The sequence below is a fragment of the Gordoniibacillus kamchatkensis genome (assembly GCF_000829455.1).
Classification (GTDB): Bacteria; Bacillota; Bacilli; order Paenibacillales; family NBRC-103111; genus Gordoniibacillus; species Gordoniibacillus kamchatkensis.
In genome coordinates this window covers 39798-59037 of the sequence record NZ_JXAK01000008.1, presented here as the reverse complement: position 1 = coordinate 59037, position 19240 = coordinate 39798, and the positions used below count along the sequence as shown (strand labels likewise).

Genomic DNA, 19240 nt, shown 5'->3' with positions numbered 1-19240 from the left:
GGTACATTCGTGGATTTGACTACAGTATTAGGCATCGTGCTCGGACTCGCTTCACTCGTTATCGGTTACGCCTGGGACGGCGGCCATATTACCGCTTTGCTTGTCCCGAGCGCCGCGCTCATCGTATTCGGCGGCACATTCGGCGCAACCGCCATCGGCTTCCCGACATCGGTGCTCAAGGAGCTCCCGAAAGCTCTTGCCATCGCATTCAAGCAGCAGAAGCGCGATCCCGTCGTCGTCATCGAGGAAATTGTGGACATGGCTACGATCGCCCGCCGCGAAGGCGTGCTGGCGCTCGAACAACGCGCTCAGGAGCACTCCAATCCATTTTTGCGCGACGGCCTGATGATGGTCGTAGACGGCACCGATCCCGAACTGACCCGGCAAATCCTCGAGCTGGAAATGGATGCCGTAGAGCATAAGAACGATGTGTACGCCAAAGTGTTCGAAGCCGCAGGCGGCTTCGCTCCGACGATGGGGATTATCGGTACGGTCATGGGGCTTATCCACGTGCTCGGCAATTTGTCCGACCCTTCCGCCCTCGGCCCGGCCATCGCCGTCGCTTTCTCGGCGACGCTGTACGGCGTTGCGAGCGCCAACCTGATCTATTTGCCGATCAGCAACAAGATCAAGTTCCGCACGAAAGAAACCGTTTCCGAAATGGAGCTTATGCTGGAGGGCATCTTGGCGCTGCAAGCCGGCGAGAACCCGCAGCTGATCAAAAAGAAGCTTACCTCGTTCCTGCACGACAAGAAAGCGGGCCAGGAGGAGGGCGCAGCCAATGGCGAGGAAGAATAGGCACCAAGCGCACGAAAATCACGAACGCTGGCTCATTACCTACGCCGACCTGATCACGCTGCTGCTCGTCTTTTTCATCATCATGTACGCAATGAGCAAAATCGACGTAGACAAATATGCCGTTCTGTCGCAAGCGCTCAATTTTCAATTCCAGAACTCCGACTCGATACTGCAAAAAGGCAAAGGGGTCGCGGGACAAGTCGGCAAAACGATGTCCGACGTGGACAAAAACAAGCTGAATCCCGAGCAAGACAGCACCAAAACCGGCGTCAATTCGACCATGCCGAAGCAGTTCGACAAGACGACGAACAACCAGTTCGACAAAGATAAGAAAGAGCAAAGCTTGCAAGAGCTGCTCAAGCAGGTGCAGTCGTACGTCCAGCAAAATCAACTGGAAATGCAGGTGCAAGCGGCCAATACGGAACGCGGCATCGCGATCACCCTGAACGACCTGCTCCTGTTCGATCTCGGCAAGGCCGATCTGAAGCCGGCCGCCTACCCGGTTCTCGACAAGCTGGCCGGCTTTATCTCGACGCTTAATACCAAGGTGAGCATCGAGGGCCATACGGACAATTTGCCGCTCGCTCCCGGCAATCCGCTCAAAGATAACTGGGGACTGTCCAACGCCCGGTCGCTGTCCGTACTCCGCTACTTCATTTACAATGCCAAGCTGGACGACAAAAAACTGATCTCCACCGGATACGCCGATACGAAGCCGGTAGCTCCGAACGACAGCGACGCCGACCGGCAAAAAAAACCGCCGCGTCGAAATCGTCGTCCTCCGCAGCGAATCCTGACGCTAGCGAAGCGAAGGCATACCGGAGATCCCGTATAGATTGAAGCAAAGACCTTTCCCGGGCGATATCATCGCATCAGGAAAGGTCTTTGCTTTGCTCGGCCGGCACGGCTCCTGCGGCTCCCGGAAGCGACGGGTTGCGCGCCAGTCCGACGAGCCGTCTGCTCAAGTAGCCGAATAAGCTTGGCTCGCGGGCTTCTACGTAGTAGAGCGCCTGCTCGTCCGGAGCAAGAACGAGGCCGAGCTGATGATGCTCGCCCGCAAACAGCGGACGGCTCAGGAACTTGATCTCGCCCTGCAAATTGATCACTTCCAGCTTGCTGAACGCCGAATTGAGGCGCAGCGCTTGATGCAGGTCGGCGCGCTGCCGCACCGGCATTCCGTTCACCTTGTGAATTATTTCTCCCGGCACGATGCCGAGCTCGGCGGCCGCGCTGCGCGGCAATACCGCGAGCACCTTCAGCCCCCGCTCGTCATGGACGTAGAGCGGCATCCGTTTCATCTCGACATGGCGGCTATACCACATGATCGTCTCATGCAGGACAATACAAAGCAGCGACGCGATAAAGGCGAGCGGGCTCCAGAAACGGACCGCAAGCGCCAGCAGCAGTATCGTCAAGCCGTAACAGGCGAGCCAGACCGAGCTGCGCCTTGCCTTGTCCCGCGGCGAACTGCTCAGCGCCACTTCGGCGAAGCGATCAGGAACGGCAAAGAGATGAAAGTCCAACCGGTATCCAAGCCCGGGGCCCCGAAAACGGTCGGCCACGGCAGCGCCATCCCGCCGGCTCCGCCCCAAGGCACGATGAGCAGCAGGGGGATCGGCCAGAAGCCTTGCTGCTGAAAGCCCCCGATAATTTTGCCGCGCTTGCCCTCAAAAAACATCGGCGACGCCATCCGCATCCCTTGCGTCCGAATGAGCAAGCCCTCCAACACATGCAAAACGCCCACTAGCGCCAGCAGCGTCGGGACATCGACCCGCGGCAGCGCCCGAAGCAGAGGAACGAGCGCGTCGGGCTGCATCGATTCCGGAACGAGCGCTAGGGCCGCGGCAATCATTCCCACGGCACCAACGCTGTACGCAAGGCATAGAAACCGGATTCGGAACAGCATCAGAACAAGCGCGGCCCCCCACAATAGCCACATCGTCTCGGGCCCTATCGCCGTACCGAGCAGCGCCATCACCGCCGACACGCCGATGCCGCCCAGCGCACCCCATAGGACGGCTCGCCACGTTTCTCCGATAAGAGAGTGCAGGCGCGTGGAGAACAGCTTGCGCTCCAGCTTGATTTGTCTTCGGTATTGCAGAACGACGAGGGCAATCCCCGCGTAATAGAACGGATTCCAAGCCAGCTGCAGGATCGCAAGTGCTAGCCGCTGCAGCAATTCCATAGCCACAACCATCGCATGGCCCTCCGCGGCAACAAAAATAGGGAGGCCGATACGCTCGGCCTTCCCTATACTTGTTCGACGCGCAGCTACATTTTCCTGCCCTGCGCGGCGGCCAATATTTCCCGAGTGATGCTTTGCCCCCGGTTACCGATTAGCGGACGCCCAGCTCGCGCTGCAGCTCCTGCACGGCGGCTTTCAGCTGCAAATCGCTCGCCGGATCTTTGATCCGGGCCACGATCGCCTGCTCCAGCTTGGCCGCAGTGTCGGCGTCTACCTCGCCGCTGACCGGCAGCCCGTTTGTGCTCTGGAACGTACGCACCGCGTCCGCCGTTTTCGCGCTGTAGTAGCCGTCGGTGCGGTCTACCGGAAGTCCGAGGCCCTTCAGCATAATTTGCAAATTCTTGACATCGTCACTGGTCGTATCCGGCTTCAGGGTCGATTTCTTGCCGAGCGGCGCCACCTTGAAATATTCCGGCTGCTCGACGGCGATATCCGGCTCGATCCCTTTCTTGTGAATCCAGTTGCCGTTCGGGGTGAGCCATTTGTAGACGGTCATCTTGATGTTGCTGCCGTCGCCCATCTCTTTCTCGAACGTGACCTGGACCGTGCCTTTGCCGTAAGTCGTCTCGCCGACAAGCTTGGAGCCGACGGCTTCCTTAAACGCTCCCGCCAAAATTTCCGAGGCGCTGGCGCTGCCCTTGTTCACCAGCACGACGACCGGATAATGCTTCGTTCCTCCGCTGGACTCGGTCGGCTCGCGCCGGCCGTTCCTGTCTTCAACCTGAACGATCGGCTTGCCCTTCGGCACGAACGGCTCGACAATGTCGACCACGACGTTCAAGAGGCCGCCGGGATCGTTGCGCACGTCGATTATGAGCCCTTTCATGCCTTTCGCTTCCAAGCCTTTCAACTCTTCGGCGAAGCGCTTCGCCGTGTTCGCACTGAATTGGCGAATTTCGATTTTGCCGATGCCGTCCGCCAGCATTTCGGCATACACGGTTTCCACGTCGATGTCGGCGCGGACGACGATAACCTCGATCGGATCGCCGACGCCGTCGCGCAATATGGTCAGCTTCGCCTGCGTTCCCTTCGGTCCGCGTATTTTGGAGACTGCCTGGTTGACCGTCAGCCCGTCCAATTTTTCTCCGTTCACAGATACGATGACGTCATGGGCGTGAAGGCCGGCTTTCTCCGCAGGGGAGCCCTTGATCGGCGAAACGACGACAACTTTGCCGTTCTCGACCGATACTTCGGCGCCGATGCCCTGGAACGACGACGTGATGCTCTCGTCGAACTGCGCCGCTTCCTTCTGGTCCATATAGACGGTGAACGGATCGCCCAGCGCGCTCAGCATCCCGTTGATCGCACCGTCGATGAGCTTGTCGTGATCGACTTTGCTCAAATATTTGTTTTCGACCAGCCCGTACGTCGTCGCGATTTTTTGCAGATCTTTCTCGGTCAAACCCGACGCAGCCTGCTTGATGCCCGCCGCCGAAGTTTCAACCGCGCCCCCCTTGGCGCTCGTAATTAGCGACGGGCTGACGATCGTAAGCGTCAGCAGGCTGCTGGCGAACATGGCCAGCATGATGAACGCGATAACCGTTCTTCCTTTGAAAAGCACCGGGTTGACACCCCCTATCCTACCCCAAAAATGGTAACTCGTCCTTGTAGTATATGTTAGACCAGGGTCGGATTATTATCGGCTAGCGTAAATACGGTTTCGGATCGACAGGCTTCTCGTTGATCCTGACCTCAAAGTGCAGGTGGTTGCCGGTCGCCCGGCCCGTATGGCCGACCTCGGCGATCTTCTGGCCGCGCTTCACTTTGTCGCCCTTCTCGACGACAATGCCGCCGTCGCGGATGTGGCCGTAGAGCGTCCAGACGCCGCCGCCGTGATCGATAATGACGCAGTTGCCGTACCCGCTCCACCAGGAAGCGACGATGACGACTCCGTTCTCCGCAGCCAAAATGTCCGTCCCTTGCGGCGCGCCAAGGTCGATCCCCGTATGGAAAGCCCCTTCCTTGCCGTTGATCGGATCCACGCGCACCCCGAAATCGGACGTCATCGGAGCCTGCTTGGCAAGCGGATAGCCGAATTTGCCGCCGCTGTAGGTGAAAGCGTCGGCGATCGTCGACTTGCCGCCGGACTGGCCTTTCTTTTTCGCAGCAGCGGCGGCAGCGGCCTCGGCAGCGGCTTTCTGCTTCAGCAGCGCCGATTCCTGCGCGGCGAATTTGACCAGCTCGTCCTGCTGGTCCTGGCTAATATCCTCGAGCTCCTTCTCCTTCTTGGAGAGGCTGGCGACGACGACTTCCTTCTCCCGCTCCTTCGCCTGAAGCGATTCCTTCACGTCGTTCGTCTGATCGTACAGCTGTTTCACCTGGGCGAGCTGCTGCTCGACTTTCGTTTTCTTGTCGGCGATGACGTCGCGGTCGCGCTTGTTCGACTCCAAAATTTCCTTATCCTGGTTGAGAATCGATTTGAGCGCGTCGAACCGGTCGAGGAAATCGCCGAAGTTCGTCGCCGACATCAGCACTTCGGCATAGGAGACGAACCCGTTCATATACATGAGCCGCAGCCGCGATTTCAGCATTTGATCGCGGGCGGCGACGCGGTTTTGCGCGTCGTCCAGCTGCTTGGCGTTCGTTTCCAGGTCGCCCGTAGTTTTATCGATTTGATTGTTCAGATCGGTCAGCTTTTTGCCGATCTCGTCGATCTGGCTGTAGATACTGTTCAGATCTTTGCTGGACTGCGCCTTGTCTTTCTGCACTTGTGCAAGTTGATTCTGGGTGTCGGTCGCCTTTTTCTGCGCGGCGGATTTCGCTTTCTTGAGATCGTTCAATTGCTGATTGATCGAATCCGCCGTCTGTCCGGCCAGGCCCGCCGCCGGGAACGCCAGCGCCGAAGCGAGCACGGCGCTGACCGCGAGCGGAACGGCTATTTTCTTCACCAAGAGACATGCTCCTCTCCCACGAATCTATGCGAACGCTTCATAACCTTTGGGCTGCGCTGCGGATTGGCATATGGGCTCCGGCTTCGTTGAAATCGGGTTCCCTGAACTATTAAGCCTTGGGAGGAGGGAACCCGATTTCAAAGGCGCCCGTTCCACTCTCCGCCCCCATATGCCATCCTCCGCTCCGCAATAGGTTATAGTTACACGCGCAAATATTTGCGCACCGAAAGCAAGCTTCCCCAGACGCCGATCACGATGCCGAGACCGAGCAAAAGGCCTGCCAAAGTGTAGCTCACGCTGCTAAACGGCAGCAGCTTGATAAGCATCAGGCTAAGATCGAGCTGGCTCGTGTGCAGAAGCGCCCAGTAGCCGTACAGCAGCGCCCCGGCCGGGATGATCGAGCCGAGCAGCCCGAGCAGCGCGCCTTCGATGAAGAACGGCCAGCGGATGAACGAGTTGGTCGCTCCGACCAGCTTCATGATGGAAATTTCGCGCCGCCGGTTAATGATCGTCAGCTTGATCGTATTGGCGATGAGGAATATCGCGGTAATGGCCAGCAGCAGCACGAGCACGAGGCCAACGTTGCGGATGATTTCCGTCACCTTGAACATCGTCTCGACCGTACCTTTGCCGTAGCTCACTTTGTAGATCGGCTTCGGAAATTGCCCGTTGTTCAGCGCTTCGATGGCCGCCGCCGCATCGGCGACGTCGCGCGGCTCCTTCACCTCGACGGTAAAAGAGTCGTTCAACGGATTGTTGTCGCCGTCGAACCCTTGCAGCAGATCCTTGCCGCTTTCGCCGAGCCGTTCGCGCAAATACTTCAGTCCCTCTTCCTTCGAAACGAACTTGATGCTGGCGACCAATCATCCAAATCATAAGAGCGTTAAACATGATCATAAAGCCGACCAATGATATACCGAAAAACATCGTCTGCCGGTTGAACACAAACCATCTAATGTCAACTGAATCCATTGCATTGATGAATGGCAGATGAAATGTAGAGACCGTTTCTTGTCCAAATATGGAAAGCGGTATGTACACAGTAGTTAGAAAAAAGAGCATTACACAAGCCCAAGCCACAACAAGTTGGCCGAACGTCATATTGGTTTCGGAAGGCACGAATCCCAAAAACAAAAACGGCGAAAATCCCAAAAGATATAAAAAACGGATATCCGATAAGAAATGGAAAGATACCGGCCAAAGCGGGGAAGCGTTATGAAAATCAAAATTAATTATAGCGGAAGTAGTGTCAAACACCACTAAGGGAATAACGAACAAGAAAATAAAAACCGAAGAACGTAAAATCGTACCCAAACCTTTTATTGCCGTGTAAGCCGTAACTAAAATAAGCAGCACCAAAACTGACCAATAAGGTGTCCGAGTCAAAAAAATCGCAGTTAAGGTTTCGGCATGGACTCGAAGATTAAAAGCAACCAGCGCAGTCAGATTTACGACAAATGGAAAAAGCAGTAGGTAAGCAGCCCATCTTCCCATTTTTAAATAAATGTCTATAATATCCCCTTTTGGAAAATAACTTAACCCCTTCATGTAGATCCAAATTAATATTAGCTGCAATAACCCTTGAAAAAGAACCGCTTCCCAATGGCCGGTATTTGTTAACAAATAGATTAGATAGGGATAGTGTAGATAGCCGATGCTGAGATACGTGATAATAAAAACCAATCCAATCTGTATCCTTTGGATCACTTTGTGCCACCTTTTTCTTCAATCCGAAACGTCGTATACGGTATACCGTTTGATGTCAAACTCGACAAATAGATGCCGATAAAAGTTAAACCGGTAAATAAACCGAGGATACCGTAAACAGATGACAAAAATAAAACCGGATATTTTAGCAAACGAACGTACAAGGAATTTTGCACACCTATCAGTGTTGAACTTGCAATCACAATAGCGGTGATCACAATAACCAATAAATTAGAGACCAGCTTCGCTTCCACCATCGCCTGACCTAGTATGACTCCCCCAACCATTGTAACGGTGGGGCCTACACTTTTAGGGAGTCTCACAATCGCCTCCAGAATTAAATCAATGATTACGACCATAGTAATGGTTGCAAGTAGAGCTGTTAGTGGAATTCCTTCTCTGCTTTCAGCGACAAACAAGGCAAAATCGAGCTTTAATACTTCAGGGTTAACCGACACTGTGGCAACATATAATGCTGGAAGAATAATTGTGACCAGAGCTCCTATTACCCTTAGGATTCGAAGCATAAGAGCCAGCACAAATGGGAAATTGCGATCGTTTGCACTACTGAACATATCCCAAAGCAGATGTGGGAATACAAGCGCGAAAGGATAATTGTCTAAAAAAAGCACGACTCTGTTCTTTTTTAACGAATGAACAGCTTGAATCGGAATTTCAGTTGGAAACAGATGACTGACAAGATTCGATTTTCGTTGACCCAAATGCTTGTTGAGGTCATCAATCGTTTCAATATCTGATTTGATTTGTTGCAACTGTAAGTGAACTTTTTCAATCAGTGAACTTGGAGCTCTTCCTCTAATATAAAGCATCGATAGCTTTCGCTTATTTAGCTCTCCAACTTGATAAGAACAATGGCACAGAAGTTCAGTGTTCAGCCTTTTTCGGATGATCCCCACATTAGTAGTAAGATCCTCTCCAAAAGCGTTCATGGAAGCTAGAATGGGATTTTCATTTTTAGGCTCTTCAATACTTCGGCTTAAGTTTCGGGAGACAGGTTCCACTACGGCGTTACGATTGCTATTCCCTGATAAGATAACTAATTTGCCTTCCAAAACAGCTTTTATTATTTGTTTTGCATCAACGTCCAGCTGATTGCTAATATTTATGAAAAGATCATTTACTGAAGTTGATGATTCCGCCATTTGTCGAACATATAAATTTGACTTGGTTAAATCAATGAGCGTATGAAATCCCATTAGAAAAATTGCCGTGTTATCCACAATCATTTCTTTAATGAAAAAATCATCATGATCTTCGAACATGGATGTTATTTCCTGCACGAAATTTCCCATTAGTATGCCCCTTATAAGATGTTGATTATATTTTTTGTGGTATATGGGATTTTTATACAAAATCGAAAAATCATTCTTTGATTCTGCCAGTTAGCGTAAAGAAAACAAAAAGAACGGCTGTGGATACGGCCGTTCTTAAGATGGTAAGTTTACATGTGTCATTTTTTCAGAAAGTCTCTTTGTAATGTTCCGCCTAGGGTGCTATTCCACATTGCTGTGCTGCCGAAACGCCTTGCTGTTGTCCACTTCCCGGATATCGGCATATTCCAAACATATCGCATCCAGAACGATGTGGATACACTGGTCGAACAACGATCCCAGCGGCTGAATGCTCGCAGCTTCGCCTTCGCGCCTGTACTTCGTAGCAGCCGGAATGAGCACAGTCTTCGATGCGCAGCGCCCCAAAAGAGATTGTTCGTCGGTCGTCATTCCGATTACCGTGCAGCCCAGCTCTCGAGCTTTCTCCGCAATCCAGACGACGTTCTTGGTCGTTCCCGAGCCGGACACGGCGACGAGCAAATCTCCAGCCGACATGGAAGGTGTAATCGTCTCGCCGACAGCGTAAGCCGTCGCTCCGAGATGCATCATGCGCATCGCGAACGATTTGGCCATCAAGCCCGATCTGCCTTCTCCTACTACGAAGATCCGTTTTCCCTTAGCCAAGCTTTCGGCCGTCTCCGCGATGTCTTTTTTGCGTACCTTATTGAGTACCGTTCCTATCTCCGCCATAATCGCCTGAATGTTATCCATTGATCCGAATCTCCTTATGCTGTTCCAATACTTGTTTGATGTCGAACGCGGCCTGCCGTGGATTCGCAGCCTTCGTAATCGCCGACCCGACAATGACGACGAACGGTCTCATCTCTAAGAGGTTCGGCAGCGATTGCAGCGTAATGCCTCCGGCTACAGCCAGCTTAAGTCCGTCTGGTAATGCCGTTAATTCTCCTGCATGAAAAGTACTGTGAAGCGCATGTCCCTTTTGCTCCTGCTCGTCCTTGCTGACGTGCATGCACGAAATCGCAGTCTCGTAGCGGAATAAATAAGCTTGCTGATCCGCGGATGTATGGAGAAGATCGATCATAACCGTTTTTCCGTACTTGGCCGCGGTATCCATGCAAGTCTCAACCGTCACCAAAGGTGCGGCACCCATCACTGTAGCGACATCCGCACCAGCTTGATAGCACAGCTCGAACTCGTATTTGGCGTTATCAAAAGTTTTCATGTCGGCTACAACGACTTTGTCCGGAAACGCCTTCTTGATCGCCTTCACGCTGTCCATGCCGAATTCCTTGATAAGGGACGTGCCTACCTCGATCCAATCCACATGGTCCTGCACCGTCCGTGCCATCTCAATGGCTTCGGGGATCGTCATGCGATCCAAAGCGAGCTGAACGTTCATCGGGGATTCGCCTCGACCGCCGAACGCACTGCCGTGTCCTTAGGTTTGGCTACCATCAGCGTCAAAATGGCCGACAACAGCAGCGCCCCCGCCATGAAGATATAGGAGCTCCGAACCCGCCCGTCGCTCCGTTCAAATAGCCTACAATATAAGAACCGGCGAACGATCCCAGTGCGCCCATGCTGTTGATCAGTGCCATCGCCCCTCCCGCTACGTTGCGCGGCAGCACCTCGGGAATGATGGCGAAGAAAGGACCGTATGGCGCATACATGGCGCCGCCGGCAATCACAAGCAGGATGAAGGAAATCCAGAAATGATCGGTGCCGATTGCGTAAGAAGCGTAGAAAGCGACTGCACCGATGAGCAGAAACGGCCATACGAAGCTTTTACGGTTCAGCGTTTTATCAGAAAAATAAGATACCAGCAGCATCAAACCGACTGCCAGCAAATAAGGAATGGAAGATAGCCAGCCGGTTGTGACCATGTTCATTTTAGGCGATGCTTTAATAATAGAAGGCAGCCAAAGGACGAAACCGTATACGCCGATGCTCCAGAAGAAATATTGGAAGCCGAGCTTAATGACAAGCGGAGAGCGGAACGCTTCGCGATAGTTCCTAACTGCTTTCAGGTCGGATTGCTCGAGACGCAGCTCCTCCGCTACAGCTTTCTTCTCGGCATCCGTGAGCCATTTCGCTTCATTCGGCTTGTCGTCTACCAGCTTCCACCAGAAAAATGCCCAGATGACGGCAGGCACCCCTTCGACGATAAACATCCATCTCCAGCCGATGGTGGCGACCAGGTAACCGGAAAGCACCGACATCCAAAGCACCGTTACCGGATTGCCGAGAATGAGAAACGTATTGGCCCGGGAACGTTCCTTCTTCGTAAACCAGTGGCTTAAAAAGACGAGCATCGCCGGCATGACAGCGCTTTCCACAACACCGAGCAGGAACCGGACCGCAATCAGCGCATACACGTTGGTGACGAAACCAATCGCCGACGCCAGCAATCCCCACAAAATGAGGGAGCCGAAAATAAGCTTCTTCGCGCTTTTATTTTCTGCGTAATAAGCTCCCGGCACCTGGAAAAAGAAGTAGCCCAAGAAAAACAGCGCGCCCAGCAGCGAAGAAATCGCCGAGGTAATGTGCAGGTCTTTGGCCATGCCGGCCGCCGCGCCGAAGCCATAGTTGGCACGGTCCAAATAGGCGAGGCTGTACGTAATGAATGCGATAGGAATCAATCGAAACCAACGAGCGGCGGATAACTGAGTGTTGCTCATGAACAGATCACTCCTTGTTTGTTATGTTCCAGGAAAGACGCCAGCGCGGCTTCCTCCGGATATCCTTCATGATCTCCGTACGTCTGTACGGCCATGGCCCCGATCGCATTGCCGCGTATAACCGACTCTACAATCGGCTTGCCGAGCAGTAGCCCGCTGATCAGCCCTACGGCAAAACCGTCCCCGGCCCCGACCGTATCGACAACCTTGGCAACCTTGAAGCCAGCAGCGATACCTACTTCCGATTGACTGCGATAATAAGCCCCTTCGGGTCCGAGCTTGATCACAACCAGTTTGGCTCCTCGCTGCAAATAATAATCCGAAATCGCATTCACATCGCGGGTGCCAATAAGCAGCTCCGCTTCTTCGATACCCGGCATCACCCAATCCGCTTCGCATGCAACGGCGTTCGTAACCGCTATCATTTCCTCCCGCGATGACCATAACGATGGGCGCAAGTTCGGATCGAAGGAGATTGTCCGCCCGGCTTGCTTCATTAATCTAAGCGCTTCCAACGCAAACTCGCGGGTGCTCGGCGATATCGCCAGCGGAATTCCGGTCATGTGCAAATGGCGGGAAGAGAGAAAATAATCGCGGTTCAAATTTCCCGGTCCCATATGGCTTGCCGCCGACCGCTTGCGGAAATACTGCACCTCCGGATCGCCGTCATCGATTCGGGATTTCAATTGAAAGCCCGTCGGATTCACCTCATCCGTCCGGATACAATCCATGTTCACTTTCTCGGATAAGAGCTTGTTCTTAATATATTGACCGAATGCATCATTGCCTACCCGGCTGACAAAGCCGCTTCGCAGCCCCAGCCGTGCCATCCCGATCGCCACATTCGTCTCCGCTCCCGCCAGCCGGCGGGTAAACCGGCTTACATGCTGCAATTCCCCGAGCTCGTCGGCGACGAACATCGCCATCGCCTCACCGAATGTTACTGTGTCCAGCTTGTTCATCGTCTCCACTCCGTTCATCATGCCTCCTCTCTCAACTTCGCGATAAATTCAGGCAGCATGCTATCCTCCGGTAAAAGGAACTCGATCGCTCGCATCGCATCCGAAGGCAGCAGCTTGAGCAATTTCCTCCAATTCGCTTCAGGCTCCAGGGGAAGTGGCAGCGTTTTCAATTCGGCGCCTTGCCGTTCGACATGCTTGCAGTGGACGTAGATCACATGCTCGCCAAGCATCTCCGCCGCTGCAAAAGCGTTCTCGCCGCAATATGCCCAATTCCCGATATCGAAGGTCATTCGTACGGGAATGACGCCCTCTGAAACCGCTTTAAAAAAATCGCTCATCGGCTGCAATTGGCCACCGTACGGCGTTTGATCGTTCTCCACGGTGAACGCCGCTGCTTTCCCGCCATCTTGCCGATAGGACTCAAGAAGCCGCGATAATACGCTTACATCCGAGCAAGAGGCATTGAAATGTCCTAGCGGCATCTTGACCATATCCGCTCCGATCGTGCGCGCTTCCCGAAGTACCATGTCCAAACCGCTTACATTCAGCTCGCCATTTAACTGCCAAAGGTCGATCGGCGCCGAGTACACGCAATAAAGCAGATACGGCTCCAACGCAGACCTGCATGCTTCCAGAGGAAGCTCCTCGCCGGACGGAAACAGCTCTCGCCGAATTTCAATGCCTTGACCTCCACTAGCTGCAATCGCCGCCGCGTGCCCGGCTTGGTCGACTGCCCGCTGTCGGTTAAAAACCGAGGTGGGAATCACAATGTTCATCTAAGCTGCTCACCTCTTCTCATTCATAAACCGATTTACTAAACCGATTTATGAATGAATTATAATGCACCTCCTGCAAAAATTCAAGCACCCGCCTGATTAATTTATCGGACGAGTGCTCGCACTTGAGGATTCGCGTACGATCAATTTGCAGTCAAAAACGAGCTCGCGCGGCGCCGGCTCCGCCTGCCCGCCCGCTTGAATCCGCTCATGAAGCAGCTCGCCGGCGGTTCTTCCCATCTTTGCGGAAGGCTGGCTGATTGTCGTCAGCGTAGGCGTCAGCAAATCCGCGAAACGGATATTATCGAATACGACCAGCGCCAGCTCGTTGGGTATTTGGATCCGATTTTCCTTAACGTAAGCAAGAATCTCCAGCATGACCAAGTCGTTGCCGGCGATGATCGCCGTAGGCTTGTCCGCCTCCGCGAACAGGCTCTGTAGCCTGCCGCGGATTTGACTGATCTCGCAATGAATCATAAATTCCGGTTTCGGCTCGAGTCCCAGCTTTTTCATGGCCTTTCGGTAGCCTTCCATTCGTTCGATACGCGAGCTGATCAGCAGCGGCGCCGTAACGATCGCGATCTTGGCATGCCCCTGCTTCGCCAAATGCTCAATCGCCTCAAATACCGCCGCCTCATTGTTCGCCACGATCGTATCCGACTTGATCCCTTCAACTTTGCGGTCTATAAACAGAATCGGGGTGTGCTGCTTCCTCAGCTTTTTGTATATCGCGTTATTTTTGCCGGTTGGAAACAAGATGATCCCGTCCACCTGCTTCGCCTGCAGCATCTCGATATACCGCTTCTCTTTCTCCGCATCCTCGTCCGTATTGCATAAAATGACATTGATCCCGTGCTCCTGAAAATAATCCTCGATCGCCCTGCATATTTCGGTCGAGAAGCTGTGCATTATATTCGCTACGATAATGCCGATCGTAGAAGTACGCTTCTGCTTTAAGCTGCGCGCCACCACATTGGGCTGATAGTCCAGCTCTGCGATGGCTTGTTCGATCTTCTTTTTCGTTTCCGCCCCCATATATTCGTAACGTTTGTTCAGATATTGCGAAACGGTGCTTTTCGATACGCCGGCTTTCTCCGCAACATCAGCCATCGTAACCTTGTTCGAGCTCACGTTTTCATTCCTCCGCATACACTGACAGATTGCACATAAATCGATTTAGAAGGGATGCAAAAAAAATATCCTTCTATCTCATGTTAGCAAGGATCTTGCATCGGAGCAACTTATATGTAATTCTTCAGCATAGGACGCGGGGCTAGATTCGTCATTACGAAAATTCTAGAGCATAAGCGCGCACTTAAACAAGAATTTTGTTAAAATATGGTAGCACCATTGGAGCTCCACAATGACCTTCGCGGCTTCCCCTTCCATGCCTCACAGGGTCCTCATTCGTGCCGTTTCATTCCATCGTTCTGCCTATCGAAAGAGTAGAGGCCAGTGTTTTGCTGCCCGACAGGGTCGTACCCCAAGTAATAGTTTCGTACCGGCATTTTCGTGCTTCGTTTGTGAGTTGGTTGTGTGAATTGGTTAGTAAGTATCTGAAATGTAATGCTGCGAATCTTGCGTCGCCAAGTGCGGCGCCTTTTTTTGCCGTCGCCCCATTGCCATCTCGCCTATTTCGGAGTAAAGTGAACATAGATGAACTTTATATACACTCAAATGAACCTAAAAGGAGCGAAAACATGATGGAAATCCGTTACGCCAACCATCCGAACGAGGTAAAAGGGTTCGACACCGCGCGCTTGCGCCAGGAGTTTTTGCTGGAATCGCTGTTCGCTGCGAACGAGCTGAACATGGTTTATACCCATGTGGACCGCTTCATCGTCGGCGGCGTCGTTCCTGTAGGCCGGACGCTCAAGCTCGAGGGCGACAAAAAGGAGCTAGGTGCGGACACGTTCCTCGAACGCCGTGAAATCGGCATCATCAACATCGGCGGGCGCGGCGCGATTACCGTCGACGGAACGGTTTACCCGATGGAGTCGAAAGATTGCCTGTACATCGGCCTCGGCGCGCGGGACGTCACGTTTGCCAGCGACGACGCCGCGAATCCGGCGAAGTTTTACTTCAACTCGTGCCCTGCGCACAAAACGTACCCGACCGTAAAAGTGGCGATCAGCGAGGCGTCGCCGAACCATCTCGGTTCCATTACGAACTCGAACGAGCGCACGATTTACCGCTACATCCATACGGGCGGCGTGCAAAGCTGCCAGCTCGTGATGGGAATGACGCTGCTGAAGCCCGGCAACATGTGGAATACGATGCCTTGCCATACGCACAACCGCCGCTCGGAAATTTATTTGTACTTCGATATGCCGGAGGACGGCGTCGTGTTCCATATGATGGGCGAACCGGCCGAAACGCGCCACCTCGTCGTGCGGGGCGAGCAGGCGATCATTTCGCCGAGCTGGTCGATTCACAGCGGCGTCGGCACAAGCAACTACACGTTTATTTGGGGCATGGCGGGCGAAAATCAGATTTTCGAAGATATGGACGCCGTCGCCATGAAAGACTTGAAATAAGCCTTTATTCCGATACAGAACGGATGCGAAGCCGTTGAATCCTTTACGACGATACGAAATCATCATGGAAGCGCTGCTGGAACGGAAAGAAGTGTCGGTGGCGGAGCTGAGCGAGATGCTGGAAGTGACGGGCAAAACGATCCGCGAAGATCTCGCCAAGCTCGAAGAGCGCGGTCTCCTCGTCCGCGTCCACGGCGGCGCGGTGCTGGCAAAGAGCGATCAGCTCGGCATTCTCAAGTCGAACGTGGCGGACGAGCGCTACCAGGCGGAGAAAGCCGAAATCGCAGGGCGCGTGCAGCGGCTCATCGAACCGAACGACATCATCGCCCTGGACGGCGGCAGCACGACGCTGGAGATCGCGCGCCAAATCGACAACCGTCCGCTGACCGTGATTACGAACGATCTGTACATCATCAGCGAGCTGACGCGCAAAGACCAGATTCGTCTTGTCGTTCCCGGCGGATACAGAGTCCGCAACATGCTGACCGGACCGGAGGCGGCGGCTTACGTGCGGACGCTGAACGTCCGCAAAGCGTTCCTGTCCGCAACCGGCGTTCATTTGCAGGACGGATTGTCGATCTATACCGGGGAATTTATTGAATTCAAGCAAGCTCTGCTTCGTTCCGCCCGGGAAACGTATGCGGTCGCGGATCACCGCAAATTCGAACGTACGGCGCTATTTACGTTCGCCCCGCTTTCCGAACTGAAAGGGATTGTTACAGACCGCGGCTTGTCCGCCGAAACGAAGGCGCAGTACGTCGCGGCCGGCGTTGCGATTATCGACGATTGACATTACTGTAGGAGGTCCATAAGCCATGACATTATTCGATTTAACCGGCAAAACGGCGCTCGTCACCGGCGCGTCCGGCGGCATCGGCCAAGCGATCGCGATCGGCTTCGCCGAAGCCGGAGCGAACGTGATCGGCGTCGCCTCGTCGGGTTGCGACGCGACCGTCGCCGCCATTGCGGCGGCCGGCGGCAACGCCAAACAGATCAAAGCCGATCTGAGCGACGAAAGCAGGCTGGAAGCCGTCGTGGAGGAAGCGCTTGGCATGTACGGCGCCATCGACATTCTTGTCAACAACGCCGGCATGATCCGCCGCACCCCTGCCGCGGAACATGCCCGCGCCGATTGGCACGCCGTTATCGCTCTCAATTTGAACAGCCTGTTTTTCCTGTCGCAGCTTGTCGGCCGGCATATGATCGAACGCGGCAGCGGCAAAATCATCAACATCGCCTCCATGCTTTCGTTCCAGGGCGGCATCAACGTTCCCGGCTACACGGCCAGCAAGCACGGCGTCGCCGGCGTCACGAAGGCGCTCGCCAACGAATGGGCCGGCAAAGGCGTACAGGTTAACGCCATCGCTCCCGGCTACATCGAGACGAACAATACGGCCCCGATCGTCGCCGACGAGAAGCGCTACAACTCGATTCTGGAGCGCATTCCGGCGGGGCGCTGGGGATCGCCGCAAGATTTGAAAGGCCCGGCGGTGTTCCTCGCCTCGAGCGCCTCCGATTACTTGAACGGCCACGTGCTCTGCGTGGACGGCGGATGGATGGCGCGATAACTATGGCACAATACGACGTCATCACATTCGGCGAAACGATGAGTCTCATGTATCCGGAAGGCAGCCGCGGCCTCGGCACCGGCGGCAAGCTCGAGCAGTCGTTCGGCGGCGCCGAGAGCAACGTGGCGATCGGCCTGGCGCGGCTCGGCTGCCGCGTCGGCTGGTTTTCCAAAGTCGGCGACGATCCGCTCGGCGCGGGCATCGTCAAAGGAATGCGCGGCGAAGGCGTCGACGTGTCGCGCGTGCTGCGCACGAGCTCGGCTCCGACCGGGCTCATGCTGCGCGAAGCGGTGCGCGGCAAGCTGTCGGTGTACTACTATCGCGCCGGCTCTGCGGCAAGCAAGCTCGCTCCCGCCGATATCGACGAGGCGTATATCGGCGAGGCGTCCATTCTCCATCTGACCGGAATCACTCCGGCGCTCAGCGCTTCGTGCCTCGATGCGGCTTTCGCAGCCGTGGCGGCGGCAAAACGCCAGGGCGTCAAAGTAAGCTTCGACCCGAACTTGCGGCTGAAGCTGTGGACGATCGAAGCAGCGCGCCCGGTGCTGCTGAAGCTGGCGGAGCAGGCCGACTACTTCCTGCCGGGCTATGACGAGCTGCAGCTGCTGTACGGCACGGATGACGAAGCGGCTATTTTACAGCGTCTTCGGCAGCTGCCCGGGGTTTCGATCGTAAAAAGCGCCGGCGCGGAAAATTGGATCGTAACCGGCGACGGCATCGTCAAAGTGCCGTTTGCCAAAGCCGAGCGCGTCGTCGATACGGTCGGCGCCGGAGACGGCTTCTGCGCCGGCTTTCTCGCCGGCCTTGCCAAAGGGTACGGGCTCGAAGCCGCCGTACAGCTTGCCTGGCTCGTAGGCTCGCTGGTCGTACAGGCGCCTGGCGATTGGGAGGCTGTGCCTACATGGGCCGAAGCCGAACGGCTGCTGAGCGGCGCCCGCCATATTGAACGGTAACCGACATTGGAGGTCAGACCACATATGAAAAAACTTCGCCTTATTCAGCAAATGCACGAAGCCGGCGTCGTCGCCGTGCTTCGCGGCGATTCCCCCGAAGACGTCGTTCAGATGGCGGTACACGCCATCGCAGGCGGCATCCGCGTTATCGAAGTGACGATGACCGTGCCGTTCGCGCTCGAGGCCATTACCGCCCTGGCCAAAAAGTACCAAAGCGACCGTCCGGAAGCGGACGATTACGCCATCATCGGCTCCGGCACCGTGCTCGATCCGGAAACGGCCCGCGCCACGATGCTCGCCGGCGCCGAATTCGTCGTTTCGCCCAGCATGAGTCGCGAAACGATCGTACTGTGCAACCGCTACCGCGTGCCGGTGCTGCCCGGCTGCATGACGATCCAGGACATCGCATCGGCTCTGGAGCTTGGAGTCGATGTCGTCAAGCTGTTCCCGGGCAACCTGTACTCGCCGTCGATTATCCCGACGATTAAAGGGCCGCTGCCGCAGGCGAACCTGATGCCGACCGGCGGAGTATCGCTCTCCAATCTGAAGGAATGGATCGAGGCCGGCGCATTCGCCGTCGGCATCGGTTCGGATTTGACGAAGGAAGCGGTGCAGAAACGCGACTATTCACTGGTCACCGCCAAAGCGCAAGCTTATGTCGAGGCGTATCGCCAAGCGGCAAGACGATAGACCTACATGAAAAATGAGAAAAGCGTCCTAGTCGATTCGACAGAAGGACGCTTTTTTCGTCAAAGGAATCAACCGTCGGTTAATAGAATACAGTTAACGCAACAGCGGGCTTCCTGCCCGAT

At 54.7% G+C, this 19240-nt stretch carries 18 protein-coding genes and 2 pseudogenes; 7 read left to right on the top strand and 13 right to left on the bottom strand.

The window, feature by feature from the left end:
• The first annotated feature begins 9 nt into the window (after positions 1-9).
• Both SD70_RS06435 and SD70_RS06430 read left to right on the top strand, forming a co-directional pair.
• Positions 10-798: a flagellar motor protein gene (locus SD70_RS06435; RefSeq protein WP_041046796.1), complete on the top strand. Its 789-nt coding sequence runs from the start codon at positions 10-12 to the stop codon at positions 796-798.
• Positions 782-1633 (top strand): flagellar motor protein MotB, encoded by an 852-nt coding sequence (locus SD70_RS06430; RefSeq protein WP_231571072.1) that lies wholly within the window; start codon positions 782-784, stop codon positions 1631-1633. Before SD70_RS06435 ends, SD70_RS06430 begins: the two co-directional genes overlap by 17 nt.
• 37 nt (positions 1634-1670) lie before the next feature.
• Here SD70_RS06430 and SD70_RS37690 read toward each other — a convergent pair whose 3' ends face one another.
• From SD70_RS37690 to SD70_RS06370, 13 genes and pseudogenes are all read right to left on the bottom strand, one after another.
• Positions 1671-2321: a PDZ domain-containing protein gene (locus SD70_RS37690; RefSeq protein WP_231571071.1), complete on the bottom strand. Its 651-nt coding sequence runs from the start codon at positions 2319-2321 to the stop codon at positions 1671-1673.
• Positions 2270-2995: a hypothetical protein gene (locus SD70_RS37685; RefSeq protein WP_231571070.1), complete on the bottom strand. Its 726-nt coding sequence runs from the start codon at positions 2993-2995 to the stop codon at positions 2270-2272. Before SD70_RS37685 ends, SD70_RS37690 begins: the two co-directional genes overlap by 52 nt.
• Positions 2996-3134: 139 nt before the next feature.
• On the bottom strand, positions 3135-4604 hold the full coding sequence (locus SD70_RS06420; RefSeq protein WP_041046795.1) for a S41 family peptidase: 1470 nt from the start codon (positions 4602-4604) through the stop codon (positions 3135-3137).
• A gap of 82 nt (positions 4605-4686) precedes the next feature.
• Positions 4687-5934: a murein hydrolase activator EnvC family protein gene (locus SD70_RS06415; RefSeq protein ID WP_449267211.1), complete on the bottom strand. Its 1248-nt coding sequence runs from the start codon at positions 5932-5934 to the stop codon at positions 4687-4689.
• A gap of 200 nt (positions 5935-6134) precedes the next feature.
• Complete coding sequence (ftsX, locus tag SD70_RS06410; RefSeq protein WP_082053175.1) at positions 6135-6797, bottom strand: permease-like cell division protein FtsX; 663 nt, start codon at positions 6795-6797, stop codon at positions 6135-6137.
• A gap of 22 nt (positions 6798-6819) precedes the next feature.
• Positions 6820-7641, bottom strand: a pseudogene (locus tag SD70_RS40230) (GerAB/ArcD/ProY family transporter); the annotation flags it as partial.
• Positions 7638-8924, bottom strand: coding sequence for a spore germination protein (locus tag SD70_RS06400; protein WP_197080954.1), 1287 nt, complete (start codon positions 8922-8924; stop codon positions 7638-7640). The gene SD70_RS06400 and the pseudogene SD70_RS40230, both read right to left, overlap by 4 nt.
• A gap of 231 nt (positions 8925-9155) precedes the next feature.
• On the bottom strand, positions 9156-9704 hold the full coding sequence (gene hxlB, locus SD70_RS06395; RefSeq protein ID WP_041046792.1) for a 6-phospho-3-hexuloisomerase: 549 nt from the start codon (positions 9702-9704) through the stop codon (positions 9156-9158).
• On the bottom strand, positions 9697-10353 hold the full coding sequence (gene hxlA / locus SD70_RS06390) for a 3-hexulose-6-phosphate synthase (protein ID WP_041046791.1): 657 nt from the start codon (positions 10351-10353) through the stop codon (positions 9697-9699). The genes hxlB and hxlA overlap by 8 nt, the downstream gene beginning before the upstream one ends.
• A pseudogene (locus tag SD70_RS06385) lies at positions 10350-11632 on the bottom strand (MFS transporter). Before SD70_RS06385 ends, hxlA begins: the two are co-directional and overlap by 4 nt.
• Positions 11629-12594, bottom strand: coding sequence for a sugar kinase (locus SD70_RS06380; RefSeq protein WP_041046872.1), 966 nt, complete (start codon positions 12592-12594; stop codon positions 11629-11631). The pseudogene SD70_RS06385 and the gene SD70_RS06380 overlap by 4 nt, the downstream one beginning before the upstream one ends.
• A 17-nt stretch (positions 12595-12611) precedes the next feature.
• Positions 12612-13370, bottom strand: a complete 759-nt coding sequence (locus SD70_RS06375) for a TIM barrel protein (protein WP_052487114.1) — start codon at positions 13368-13370, stop codon at positions 12612-12614.
• 99 nt (positions 13371-13469) lie between these two features.
• Entirely contained in the window at positions 13470-14501 is a 1032-nt protein-coding gene (locus SD70_RS06370) for a LacI family DNA-binding transcriptional regulator (RefSeq protein ID WP_231571069.1), read from the bottom strand.
• Positions 14502-15073: 572 nt separating this feature from the next.
• Here SD70_RS06370 and kduI point away from each other — a divergent pair.
• From kduI to SD70_RS06345, 5 genes are read left to right on the top strand one after another with little or no spacing between them, the layout of a single operon-like run.
• Positions 15074-15907: a 5-dehydro-4-deoxy-D-glucuronate isomerase gene (gene kduI, locus SD70_RS06365; RefSeq protein WP_041046789.1), complete on the top strand. Its 834-nt coding sequence runs from the start codon at positions 15074-15076 to the stop codon at positions 15905-15907.
• 34 nt (positions 15908-15941) lie between these two features.
• Positions 15942-16697: a DeoR/GlpR family DNA-binding transcription regulator gene (locus SD70_RS06360; RefSeq protein WP_041046788.1), complete on the top strand. Its 756-nt coding sequence runs from the start codon at positions 15942-15944 to the stop codon at positions 16695-16697.
• Positions 16698-16722: 25 nt separating this feature from the next.
• On the top strand, positions 16723-17475 hold the full coding sequence (gene kduD, locus SD70_RS06355) for a 2-dehydro-3-deoxy-D-gluconate 5-dehydrogenase KduD (protein ID WP_041046787.1): 753 nt from the start codon (positions 16723-16725) through the stop codon (positions 17473-17475).
• 2 nt (positions 17476-17477) lie between these two features.
• Complete coding sequence (locus tag SD70_RS06350) at positions 17478-18428, top strand: sugar kinase (protein ID WP_156157909.1); 951 nt, start codon at positions 17478-17480, stop codon at positions 18426-18428.
• A 24-nt stretch (positions 18429-18452) separates the two neighbouring features.
• Positions 18453-19118: a bifunctional 2-keto-4-hydroxyglutarate aldolase/2-keto-3-deoxy-6-phosphogluconate aldolase gene (locus SD70_RS06345; RefSeq protein ID WP_041046785.1), complete on the top strand. Its 666-nt coding sequence runs from the start codon at positions 18453-18455 to the stop codon at positions 19116-19118.
• The last annotated feature ends 122 nt before the right edge of the window (positions 19119-19240 follow it).